This window comes from Clostridia bacterium, from assembly GCA_036562685.1.
Lineage (GTDB): Bacteria > Bacillota > Clostridia > Christensenellales > DUVY01 > DUVY01.
On sequence record DATCJR010000190.1, the window covers coordinates 1 to 11,173 of the forward strand.

The window sequence follows — 11,173 nt, forward strand, 5'->3', positions numbered from 1 at the left end:
TCTACTTCATGTACACTGTTGATAACATAATCAAAATTATATGTATTGATTATATCGGTGTTTTCTTGATTTTTTTCTCTAAAATATCCTACTTCAATTCCGACAATCAATTCAACATTATGTTTTTTTGCAAAATCCACATTAGAGCTTATAGTTTCAAAATATTTTTTTACATCAAGTTCTTTTCCTTGAGGTACATAAAGAGAGCCGTTTTCAAAATGATCAGTTATTGCAAGATATTTTAGCCCTATTTTTTCAGAATGCAAAATTAATTCTTTTAAGTCTTGTTTTGAATCAAATGAAAAATTGGTATGTGTGTGAAAATCAGAATTAATCATAATGTGTATTTTAAAAACCATACATGCCTATATGGCGTTGTATGGTTTTTCCTTTTACATAGTTATTTATTTTTTATTTACTTTCCGTCATTAATATAGAGTATTCCTAATGTTCCTTTGCCGCAATGAGAAGTTACTGTTGAGCCTGCTTTGGTTTCCAAAATTTGGGCAAAATCAAATTTTTCTTTCAGCATATTTCTTACAGCGTCAACAACTTCTTGAGGCGCGTCAGTGTGAGTTATGAATACTCTCTTGGTGTCGGGAGTGTTAAATGTCTCAAGGATATCTTGTACATAGCCTTGCACAACTTTTAGCATTGGACCTCTAAATTTTTTGCCTACATCAAGTTTTCCGTCTTTCATGATGATAGTAGGCTTAATTTTCAAAAGATTTGCGCCAAAAAGCTGGAGCTTGGAACATCTTCCGCCTTTATAAAGATAGTTAAGAGTATCAATTATAAAAGATGTCTGGACATGAGGTATGCGGGCATTTACTGCATCGACTATTTCTTGTGCGGTTTTGCCTTCTTGGGCTAGGTCATATGCATATAAAGCTAATAAAGCAGAACCTGTAGAGAGAGCCAAAGTATCAATGACATAAACGCCTTTTAGTTCATTTGCAGCCATATTAGCTGATTGATTTGAACTAGACAAAAAGCTGGAAATAGAAAAGTGAATTACTTCATAACCCTCATTCAAAAACTGTTCAAAAAATTCTTTATAAACTTGTGCGCTTCTCGCTGCTGTTTTGGGCAATTTTCCAGTATTTTTCTCATAATCGTATATGTCTTGTCTTGTGATATTAACTCCGTCCAGATAAGTGTCAGAGCCTAAATTAACCTCCAAGGGCATAAGAGATATATTATACTTTTCCAAAAGCTCAGGTGATAAGTCAAGAGTGCTATCACCAGTTATTTTAATTTTCATAAATGCTCCTTTTATTGTCTATAAAAAATCCATTTTAAAAATTCATTGTCCGATATGTCCATAATCACTTTGCCCCTTAATTCATGTTTGGCAACAAATCCAAACGTTCTAGAGTCCGTACTGTTATTTCTATTATCGCCCATAACAAAAAAACAATCTTTTGGAACGGTATATTCTTTGCCAAATTCTATGAATCCCCCAAAGCTTCGAGTGGTCATAGAGAATCCATAATTATTTTTTTTCCATTCATTACCTTTTTTAAAATAAAGGTTTACTTGGTCATTCTCTTTTACGAACTTAAAAGTATTTCCCTCTACGGCGATTACGCGTTTTATATACATATCAGTATTTCCATCTTTGAGCAAAATGACAACATCGCCTGGTTGAGGTTCTAAAGGAAATCTGTTGACCAAAATTATTTGACTTTCATGGAAAGTGGGTTCCATTGAGGAACCTATTATCGTATAGCCATGATAAAGGTTCAAAGCGGCAAGATAAATTATCATGACCATAATTACTATATCGCCAAAAGTAATTATTTTTTTTCGTCTTTTTTGTAAAAGTGATTCCATTTATCTTTGCCTCATAAAATTATATCATAGCATTGTTACATTTATGTGTAATTACCAACACTAAACAAAAACAATATGTTATAATATAATACTTTTTATGCTTTTTAATGCCTTAACCAAATCAAGCATAATTACGTGATTGCAACCTAGACACTGAAGTTTTACATCAGCACCTGTTCTTGTGATCAAAAACAAATTGCTCCCGCAAGGATGAACTTTTTTCATTACGGCTCTTGCGCCTGTAACTAAGTTTTTGGTGTTTACATCTGCCATTTTGCTATACCCAAATAATGTTATTAATCAAAAATTTATCTTGACATTTTATATACAGCAATGCAATGTTTTCAAAACTTTTTAGCGAAATTCCGTCTGAAGTTTTGAACTCATTAGCAGCAAGTGTAACCTTATTCCAAATCTCCGCGCCTTCAACATTAAGCGTGTAGTAATAATCATATTCCCATTTTTCATTGATATAATTTTTTAAGGCTATTATAACCTTTTGGTTGACAGGAGAATAATATCCTATTTGCAGCTGATCTCCTTCATAGCCCTTGAATTTTGGATCGCCCAATTTGAATGTAGCAAGATCGCCTATCAATGCTTTTATTCCATACATATCAAAAGCGCCTTTTTCCATAACAAGTTCTTTACTGTTGTGGAAAAGTTCTTCCGAATTGATTACGGTAAAGCAATCCAGATTTAAAGATGAATCGTACACCAATCTGCTTGCTTTTACATTGGGTGTCATAACCTTTAATTCTGAAGGTATTATTGCACTCATATTGCTGCTAGATACATAATCGTTTTGATAAAAAACATTTGCGAAAGCAAAATAATATTCTGATACATCCAAGATTTCTGCTGCAGCAAAATATATGCCGTCGCCCGCAGTATCGCATTTTAGTCTTGTCCAGTTTCTAATACAAGGATCGGGCGTTTCAGTAGCTTGATACAGCCTTATTTCTTTTATAGGAAGTGCGGTATCTGCTTTTATTTCAATGTATAGTCTGTTATCACTGTTATAAAATCTTAATTTCGGTTGTTCAGGCAAAACTTGCTTTTTTTGGAGCAAATAATTATTAAGCCAATTAATAATGGTGTTTGAATACTCAAAGAATATTTCTTTATCCGAATAAGGTATGACAGACAGCAAGGATATAGTATCTTGTGGAATTCTTGAATAAGTGTCAAAAGCTCTATCAAATGTGCTGTCGCATTCATTGGTAGAAAGTGTAACCAAAATAGGAGTTTTTACTAAAGGCGCATAACTTTGGGTTGATAATGAAGCGAGATATATGCTGCGTTCTTCGCTTATCTCTACGTCTGATTCTCTGTTCTTTTTATATAAAAAATCATATCCAAGCCAGCCCGAATTAAACATTGAAACAAAACAGCAGGCTCTATTATCAGTAGCTGCAATTTTCCATGCAAGGTTGGCGCCTGTTTTGATTCCCATTATTGCGATTTTGGTTGAATCAACTTCTTGCAGTGTTTCCAAAAGAGTCAACGCCCTTCTTGCCATAGCAGTCCAAATATACCAAGGCGATTCTTTGGGCGATGATTTTACCAAACTAAGGTCGTTTTGTGCTATGGAAAAGTTGGCATAAGACAGAACTTCAGGATATATGGTATAGCGTGAATTTTGAGGATTTTGTCCAAAATAGTCAATAGTAAAAATGCTGACGCCTTTTAAATTAGTCGTCAAAAATTTTAATGTCTGTTCAAATCTTTTGCTGCTGCCTAAGAAAAATACAACAGGGGCTTTGCCGCCGAATTGTTCTATCGCAAGAGGGTCATAGTAAAATCTAGCATATGCTCTTACCTTGCCGTTTTGAGCCTGGTAAGCAGTAAAATAAAACTCTCTGCAGATATATCCGTCAGCCACTGTCTGATTGATGACATTAATTTCTGGATCATCGAGCTTAACAGAAAAATCATTCCAAAGCTCAATAGGGGAAAGCAACTCTCCCATAATATTTCCTCTCTCTTAAATGGTTTTTATTATAACATATCACTGCATAAAAGACAATTTATAAAAAACAGTTTTGCTTTTTAGTGATTTTTTAATAAAATGCTTAATTATTTGATAAAAATTGTATTTTTATCAAATTTTGTAAAAAAATAGTAAATTGATTTGAGCAAATAATGTAAGATATTACGAGATAGTTAAGGATTTCCTAGATAGTTTTGTATATTTATATTTCAAGAATTATGAACTTTTTAATTATCTAAAAATTCGAGCTTTTACAAGCTGGCGATAGATATAAGAAAAGGTCTGGTCATAAAAAATAAAAATAACATTCATAAATATCGCTAGTACAAAATAATGTCCGCCCACAATATCTACAAATGCTTTCATATTGAAAAGTACATAACTTGCCATTTTGAAGATTACATAAAACGAAATATTAAAAAGCGGCAGTAAAATTACATATCTTATCAAGTATTTTACAAAGCTGTTTTTTAGGTTTAATTTATTAAGAAAAAAAGATGCGAAGCTGTGCGGAGCAAACAAAACCATATAAGGGATGACTTCAGCTATGCTTGATCCGCCCAAAAACAAAACACTCAAAAGCGACACCGTTATGCCGCTTAAAAACCCAAAGACAATACCGCATTTTTCAAAGACATAATACAGCAATAGAGATGCCCCCAAAAACGGTACAAACGATAAGGGCAAATAAGCACCTAATAGTATTAATGCTAGTCCAAGAGCAGACAATATTGCCGTATAGGCTAATTTCTTTGTGTTTTTTAGAAACATCTCAACATATTGCAACAACAGTCAAGAAGGCACAAGGTAGTACAGCAATTGCTCAATCCCATGGCAGTATCAGGTTGAATAGGCTGATCTTGAACTTCTGGAGGTACTCCCATGGTGTAAGGATTGGCATTTGCATTTGCCATAACTTGTTCCAATCTTGATAAAGCTGTTTGATATTGATTATTATCAGGATCAAGATTAAGGGCTAATTTTAGTTGGGCTCGGCTTTCATCATACCAGCCTTTTTTATAAAATATTATAGACTGTAAAAAGTGCCAATGAGCAGGGCGTTCTGACATTTTATCCAAATGAGCTTGGGCTCCGTCGAGATTGCCGTCTTTTATCATTTGGTCGATTTCGCCCAAATCTGCGCCATATTCATATTGAATCTTTTCTTTTGAACGCATATTGAGAATTTCAGAATAGGCGTTTTCAAGATTCATAAGATTGACTGCACCGATTCGACCTTCTTCGCCTTCTTTAAATCTGTCTTCAGAATATTTTGCTTTTAGTCTTTTATACGCCGCTTCTATTTCTTCCATAGAAGCATCATTAGACACTTGCAATATGTCGTATGGGTTTTGAGCCATTAATTTCTTCCTTTTTAATACAGTATATATTTAATATATCACATATTGATAACATTAATATAAAAAATTTATTATTAAATCTTCTCTTTGTGTTGTTTTTTTGTAGAATTTAAAACCATTGAAAACTTGCGTCTTAATCCATAATAGACAATATTGGATAATAAATCTCTGCCTTCTTTTATAGATAAATGATTAAAATTTTCAATTGCCTGATTTATTGTTATATTGACCGCAAATTCTATATCAGGTTTGTTCTTATTTATAAATTCTTCTCTGTTATTATAATTTTTAAACTTAGCCAAGAAAGGATTGTATTTATTATGTTTATAATCGTCCTTAAGGTCGTCAAGAGCATCCATGAAATATACAAATTTTCCAATATTATATAAGAAGCTTTTTAAATATATATTTTCGTGATCGCCGTTATGCTTTTTTATTATAAAAACAGCACTGCGTGTGATCATTTTTCCAAAACAGTCTGAAGTCTGGTCAAGACTAGAAATGTTTTGTCTTTCTAGATTTAACAGATTTTGATATTCTTCTTTTATAATGTCATCTATTTCGGGCAAATCCTCTTTAGATTTTAAATAATGTTTTTTTAAAAAGTTTTGTGCTGCATTATATTTGAAACCGTCTTTGTCTATCACCTTGTCGGCTAGATTGTGATAAGCTAATAAGATGTTAAGATTCATAACATCTTTCAAAAGGGGATTAGGCTGAGCGATTTCTTTTCTTTTTATAGGATTTAAAATGCAGCTTTGAGATTTGAATTCGGGTATTACATTAAGATAAGCATGTAAAAAAATATTTAAAAAGGTAATATCATAATTGGTTGTCAATCTTGGAACATTACCCAAATATTTGGCTGTTGTTTTGCAAATACCGCAATAAAATGCTCTAAAAAGTAAAAAGTCTTTTTTAAACAGCTTGCTTTTGTCTGGTGTAATATAACCGTACATCTAGACAAATCCTACCTTCTTATACACTTTCCTGATAGTTTTGAAAGCTGTTTTTGAAGCTTTTTCTCTTCCTTCATTAATTATTTCTTCTATAAATGCTTTATCTTTTATAATACGGGAATATTCAGACTGTATGGGTTTGAGCCCTTCTATTACGCTTTCAGCTACCTTTATCTTGAAATCTCCATAACCTACGCCTTGCAACTCATTTTCGCAATCAGTTATGCTCTTATTAGTAAATGCTGAATATATGGTAAGAAGATTAGAAATTCCAGGCTTTGACGCACTGTATTTTATTTCATTGTCGCTGTCTGTTACAGCACGCTTAAACTTTCTCATTATATCATCTGGAGTATCCAGTATCAATACCGCTCCTGCATTGTCAGATTTGGACATTTTTTTGGTTGGATCAGCCAAATCCATAATTCTTGCCCCGTTTTGTTTGGACTGAATATAAGGTTCGGGAACTGTAAATGTAGGACTGTATTTGTTGTTAAATCTAATAGCCAGATTGCGCGCAAGTTCTAGATGCTGTTTTTGGTCATTACCGACAGGCACTAGGTCTGCTTGATATAATAAAATATCCGCAGCCATAAGAATAGGATAACTAAATAAGCCTACATTGACATTTTCGGGATGTTTTGCGCTTTTTTCTTTAAACTGAGTCATTCTTCTAGCTTCGCCAAACATTGTGTTGCAGCTTAACACCCAAGCCAATTCGCAATGTGCAGGCACATGGGATTGAACAAACAATGTGTTTTTCTTATAATCTAGTCCGGCCGCCAAGTATAAGGCTATAAGGCTGTATGTGTTTTGTCTAAGATCAGCAGGAGCTTGATCAACAGTAATACTATGCAAATCTACAACGCAATAATAACAATCGTATTCATTTTGCAAAGTTACAAAATTTTTCAAAGCGCCCAGATAATTTCCTATAGTCAAATAACCGCTAGGCTGTATGCCGCTAAATAATATTTTTTTTGCGTCTTCCATTTTTTAATTATCCTTATTTATAAAATCCACTAATTCATTCATTATTTCGTCTTTTTCAACAACCTTTTTATGCAAAATAGGTTTTTCAAAGGCTTTTATAACATCTTCTGGTATATAAAAACCAGTTTTTGAATTGAGCTTTTTTATCGCTTTTAAGTCGTCATTAGGTACCGAATATTCTAGTGCATCAAGCACATCAGGAGCAAATTTATACGGATTGGCTGTGGAGATTATAACCGTTTTGGTGGGATCTTCTTCAGAAAGAAGATAACTATTATATACGGTCATAGCCACTGCTGTATGCGGGTCCATAAGATAATCTTTTTCCAAATATACATTATTAAGTGTTTCTTTTGTTTGAATATCATTAGCATAATCCGCAAAAAAAGTACTTTTAATTTCCTGAAGTTCGCTTTCAGTCAAAGAGTATTCACCGCCGGTTTTTAGTTGTTGCATTCTAGCTTTAACAATTTCGTCATTTCTATTGGATAATTCATAAATAAGTCTTTCGGTGTTTGAGCTTATCAAGATATCCATTGAGGGCGAAATAGTTTTTTCAAGTTCTCTGCGGCAATCATATCTACCTTGAGTCAAAAAGTCGGTAAGCACATTGTTAGAATTGCTTGCGCAGATTAACTTGTTTATAGGCAATCCCATTTTTTTCGCGTAAAATCCGGCTAAGATATTTCCAAAATTTCCGCTTGGAACGGTAAAATTAATCTTCTCGCCCAACTTTATCTCGCCTATTTCACACAAATCAAGATATGTCGAAAAATAATAAATTATCTGAGGCAGTAATCTGCCCCAGTTTATAGAATTGGCTGATGAGAGTATGTAACCATACTTTTTAAACTCTGCAACAGCCTGTTCATCGCAGAATATCTTTTTTACTGAAGTTTGAGCGTCATCAAAATTGCCCTTGATTCCCAAAGCAAGCACGTTGTTGCCGTCTTGAATCATCATCTGCAGCTTTTGGTGCTTGGAAACATTGTCTGTAGGGTATAAGACTGCAATTTTGATACCGTCTATATTTTTAAAACCTTCTAATGCGGCTTTGCCTGTATCTCCGCTTGTCGCAGTAAGAATTAAAATGTTGTCTTTTACTTGAGCTTTTTGTTTGGATAACTTTAACAGGTTGGGCAAAAGCGTCAAAGCAACATCTTTAAAGGCAAATGTCGGTCCATGCCATAATTCAAGTATATATACGCTATCATCAAGCTTAACAATAGGCGCAACAATTTTATCTTCAAATCTTTCTATGGATTTTGAGACGCAATCATTTAATTCATCTTCAGAAAATTCAGGTAAAAATGCTTTTAAAATAAAAACTGCTTTACCCTGATAGTCCAAATCCATTAAATTTTTTAATTGGGCTTGGTCAAATTGCGGCAGCGTTTCAGGTACATAAAGACCGCCGTCAGCACTTATTCCGTCTAAAATTGCTTGATAAGATAGAACAGAAACTTTGCTGTTCCTTGTACTGGTATAGCGCATTATTCACCTTCTTTTTTATGAAAATTAATAATTATAATTATACATAAAAAGAAGGATTTGTGAAACTCAATCAGGTATATCTTTTCAAATATTCAGGTAATACTTCACAGCTTACCGTAATTGTAAAATCAACTGAAAATTTATTGGATATAACTTCAAGTTCTTTGTAGATATCTTGCATGTCATCAACTTCCATGCCAACCATGTAAGCCAAGCCGTCTATATACATAAGATTGATGTCATTGTTGGCAGCGAGTATTCCCTTCAAAAAGCCCATTGCTTGATCTTTGGTTTTTAGGTCGTATTCGTTGGTGTCGATAAATCTTATAGCCGAATTGATTTGAGTGGAGTGCTTGGGTTTTGTTGTGACATAAACGGCGTAACCGTCATTGGTATTGCAGGCTGCGTTGGCTACTTCAATTAATTTTTTGGTTTTGCCCGAGCCTTTGCCGCCGTAAATTAATGATATCATTTTGAAGTTCCTCCTCATCAATTTTTTTATTTAACTGGCTTAATTTCATTATACTATAATTTAATTTATTTTCAATAGGGGCTTAGTTTTTTGACATATTTGATAATTATGTAATAGCCTTGTATAATGACACATCATTATCATTTTATGATTAAAGCTTATGTTTAAGCATCAAAAAAAGGCAGACTTAGTCTTTTACATAAAAAGGCAGACTTAGTCTTTTACATAAAATCCAATCCTTGCGATAAACTATTACAAGAAGATTATATTAAAGGCAAGGTAATTAAAAATGGGAAAAATTATGTGTTCTAATTGCGGTAATATTGTAGATACTGATTATCTTATGACATGCCACACCTGCGGTGCGGTTTTATGCGAAAGCTGTGCTGCCGAAAACGGTTTAAGCTGCAATGGATGTTATTCAGGACTTAATTATTATAGTTAATACGTTTTTTTATATATATAAATACAATGAATAAAACCAAAAAAGTTTTCAATTTTTGATAACTGGATTTTTATAGAAAAATATTGTGTTAAACAGGAAAAACTTTGTTAATACATTGACTTAAATAGCCAAAGAGTCTATAATAATAAAGGTTTTTTATAATGGAAAAAAATAATTTGACGCTTTTATAGCGTCGGCTGGAGGTTATTTAATGAAGAAGATGACGATTGACGGCAACACTGCTGCGGCGCATGTGGCTTACGCGTTGTCAGAGGTTGCAGCGATTTATCCAATTACACCGTCCTCACCCATGGCAGAATATGCTGACGAATGGGCTTCTCAAGGACGAAAGAATATTTTCGGTCAAACATTAAGACTAGCCGAAATGCAATCAGAAGGTGGTGCAGCCGGCGCTTTGCACGGAAGTTTGGCTTGCGGCGCTTTGACTACAACATTTACAGCTTCACAAGGCTTATTGCTGATGATCCCCAATATGTATAAGATAGCAGGCGAGTTGTTACCTTGTGTTATCCATGTATCAGCACGTGCTTTGGCAGCTCACGCATTGTCTATATTTGGTGATCATGCAGACGTTATGGCTGTAAGACAAACAGGTTTTGCAATGCTTGCCTCCAATTCAGTTCAAGAAGTTATGGACCTTGCACTTGTTGCTCATCTTTCCACACTAAAAGCAAGAGTGCCTTTTGTTCATTTCTTTGATGGATTCAGAACATCACATGAAATCAGCAAGATTGACGGAATAGAATATGATGAAATAAAATCCCTTGTTGATATGGAAGATGTAAAGAGATTCAAGAAATTGGCTTTGAACCCTGAACATCCTATTCAACGTGGTACAGCTCAAAACCCTGATATATATTTCCAAAACAGAGAAGCTGCTAACACATATTACAATGCAGTACCTGAAATCGTTCAACAAGAAATGGATAAGGTGGCTAAATTAACAGGCAGATCTTATCATCTGTTTGATTATGTAGGTGCACCTGATGCCGAATCAGTAATAGTTATAATGGGCAGCGGCGCAGAAGCTGTTGAAGAAACCGTTGAATATCTGAATGCACGCGGCAAGAAAGTGGGCGTTGTAAAGGTAAGACTATATAGACCTTTTGCAACTAAGGCTTTTGTAGATGCTTTGCCTAAGACAGTTAAGAGAATAGCTGTTTTGGATAGAACAAAAGAGCCTGGTGCAATTGGCGAACCTTTATATCAAGACGTTTTGGCTGCTTTGGCAGAACATGATATCAATGATAAGCTTGTAATCGGCGGAAGATATGGTATGGGATCAAAAGAATTCAATCCTACTCATGTTAACGCAATATACAAGAATCTTGAAAGCGCTAATCCCAAAAATCACTTTACAGTAGGTATTGTAGATGATGTAACCCATACATCTTTAGATATCAGTGAATTTATAAATGCAAGCCCTGAAGGTACTATTAGATGCAAGTTCTATGGACTTGGTTCAGACGGTACTGTAGGTGCTAACAAAAACAGCATTAAGATTATAGGCGATCATACTGATATGTATGCTCAAGGATATTTTGTTTACGATTCTAAGAAGTCCGGCGGTATAACCATATCTCACTTAAGATTTGGTAA

At 34.1% G+C, this 11,173-nt stretch carries 13 protein-coding genes; 2 read left to right on the forward strand and 11 right to left on the reverse strand.

Annotated elements, in window-relative coordinates; genetic code table 11:
• From VIL26_08420 to VIL26_08470, 11 genes are all read right to left on the reverse strand, one after another.
• Positions 1 to 338 (reverse strand): PHP domain-containing protein (locus VIL26_08420; GenBank protein ID HEY8390951.1); only part of this gene is annotated, 338 nt, incomplete at its 3' end.
• Between the two features lie 77 nt (positions 339 to 415).
• Complete coding sequence (locus tag VIL26_08425) at positions 416 to 1,264, reverse strand: DegV family protein (protein HEY8390952.1); 849 nt, start codon at positions 1,262 to 1,264, stop codon at positions 416 to 418.
• A gap of 11 nt (positions 1,265 to 1,275) precedes the next feature.
• Positions 1,276 to 1,836: a signal peptidase I gene (lepB, locus tag VIL26_08430; protein ID HEY8390953.1), complete on the reverse strand. Its 561-nt coding sequence runs from the start codon at positions 1,834 to 1,836 to the stop codon at positions 1,276 to 1,278.
• 78 nt (positions 1,837 to 1,914) lie between these two features.
• Positions 1,915 to 2,109 carry a DUF951 domain-containing protein gene (locus VIL26_08435; GenBank protein HEY8390954.1) on the reverse strand — a complete coding sequence of 65 codons (195 nt, stop codon included), beginning with the start codon at positions 2,107 to 2,109 and terminating at the stop codon, positions 1,915 to 1,917.
• Positions 2,110 to 2,113: 4 nt separating this feature from the next.
• Positions 2,114 to 3,808, reverse strand: coding sequence for a hypothetical protein (locus VIL26_08440; protein HEY8390955.1), 1,695 nt, complete (start codon positions 3,806 to 3,808; stop codon positions 2,114 to 2,116).
• Positions 3,809 to 4,060: 252 nt separating this feature from the next.
• Positions 4,061 to 4,600 (reverse strand): hypothetical protein, encoded by a 540-nt coding sequence (locus tag VIL26_08445; GenBank protein HEY8390956.1) that lies wholly within the window; start codon positions 4,598 to 4,600, stop codon positions 4,061 to 4,063.
• The gene (locus VIL26_08450; GenBank protein ID HEY8390957.1) at positions 4,591 to 5,190 is read right to left on the reverse strand and encodes a hypothetical protein; all 600 of its coding nucleotides are present in this window, start codon (positions 5,188 to 5,190) and stop codon (positions 4,591 to 4,593) included. The genes VIL26_08445 and VIL26_08450 overlap by 10 nt, the downstream gene beginning before the upstream one ends.
• A gap of 74 nt (positions 5,191 to 5,264) precedes the next feature.
• Positions 5,265 to 6,149 (reverse strand): DUF5685 family protein, encoded by an 885-nt coding sequence (locus tag VIL26_08455; protein HEY8390958.1) that lies wholly within the window; start codon positions 6,147 to 6,149, stop codon positions 5,265 to 5,267.
• Positions 6,150 to 7,142 (reverse strand): tryptophan--tRNA ligase, encoded by a 993-nt coding sequence (trpS, locus tag VIL26_08460; GenBank protein HEY8390959.1) that lies wholly within the window; start codon positions 7,140 to 7,142, stop codon positions 6,150 to 6,152.
• A 3-nt stretch (positions 7,143 to 7,145) separates the two neighbouring features.
• On the reverse strand, positions 7,146 to 8,636 hold the full coding sequence (thrC, locus tag VIL26_08465; protein ID HEY8390960.1) for a threonine synthase: 1,491 nt from the start codon (positions 8,634 to 8,636) through the stop codon (positions 7,146 to 7,148).
• Positions 8,637 to 8,706: 70 nt separating this feature from the next.
• Positions 8,707 to 9,108 carry a hypothetical protein gene (locus VIL26_08470; GenBank protein ID HEY8390961.1) on the reverse strand — a complete coding sequence of 134 codons (402 nt, stop codon included), beginning with the start codon at positions 9,106 to 9,108 and terminating at the stop codon, positions 8,707 to 8,709.
• A gap of 289 nt (positions 9,109 to 9,397) precedes the next feature.
• Here VIL26_08470 and VIL26_08475 point away from each other — a divergent pair, with 289 nt between their 5' ends.
• Both VIL26_08475 and VIL26_08480 read left to right on the forward strand, forming a co-directional pair.
• Positions 9,398 to 9,553 carry a hypothetical protein gene (locus VIL26_08475; protein ID HEY8390962.1) on the forward strand — a complete coding sequence of 52 codons (156 nt, stop codon included), beginning with the start codon at positions 9,398 to 9,400 and terminating at the stop codon, positions 9,551 to 9,553.
• Between the two features lie 211 nt (positions 9,554 to 9,764).
• A partial coding sequence (locus tag VIL26_08480) for a pyruvate:ferredoxin (flavodoxin) oxidoreductase (protein HEY8390963.1) occupies positions 9,765 to 11,173 on the forward strand: 1,409 nt, incomplete at its 3' end.

What these genes read in the sequence shown, in the direction of transcription:
- VIL26_08455 (HEY8390958.1), bottom strand. Translation starts at nt 6,149, where the DNA reads ATGTACGGTTATATTACACCAGACAAAAGCAAGCTGTTTAAAAAAGAC.
- VIL26_08445 (HEY8390956.1), bottom strand. Translation starts at nt 4,600, where the DNA reads ATGTTTCTAAAAAACACAAAGAAATTAGCCTATACGGCAATATTGTCT.
- VIL26_08450 (HEY8390957.1), bottom strand. Translation starts at nt 5,190, where the DNA reads ATGGCTCAAAACCCATACGACATATTGCAAGTGTCTAATGATGCTTCT.
- VIL26_08440 (HEY8390955.1), bottom strand. Translation starts at nt 3,808, where the DNA reads ATGGGAGAGTTGCTTTCCCCTATTGAGCTTTGGAATGATTTTTCTGTT.
- VIL26_08475 (HEY8390962.1), top strand. Translation starts at nt 9,398, where the DNA reads ATGGGAAAAATTATGTGTTCTAATTGCGGTAATATTGTAGATACTGAT.
- lepB (HEY8390953.1), bottom strand. Translation starts at nt 1,836, where the DNA reads ATGGAATCACTTTTACAAAAAAGACGAAAAAAAATAATTACTTTTGGC.
- VIL26_08425 (HEY8390952.1), bottom strand. Translation starts at nt 1,264, where the DNA reads ATGAAAATTAAAATAACTGGTGATAGCACTCTTGACTTATCACCTGAG.
- trpS (HEY8390959.1), bottom strand. Translation starts at nt 7,142, where the DNA reads ATGGAAGACGCAAAAAAAATATTATTTAGCGGCATACAGCCTAGCGGT.
- VIL26_08470 (HEY8390961.1), bottom strand. Translation starts at nt 9,108, where the DNA reads ATGATATCATTAATTTACGGCGGCAAAGGCTCGGGCAAAACCAAAAAA.
- thrC (HEY8390960.1), bottom strand. Translation starts at nt 8,636, where the DNA reads ATGCGCTATACCAGTACAAGGAACAGCAAAGTTTCTGTTCTATCTTAT.
- VIL26_08435 (HEY8390954.1), bottom strand. Translation starts at nt 2,109, where the DNA reads ATGGCAGATGTAAACACCAAAAACTTAGTTACAGGCGCAAGAGCCGTA.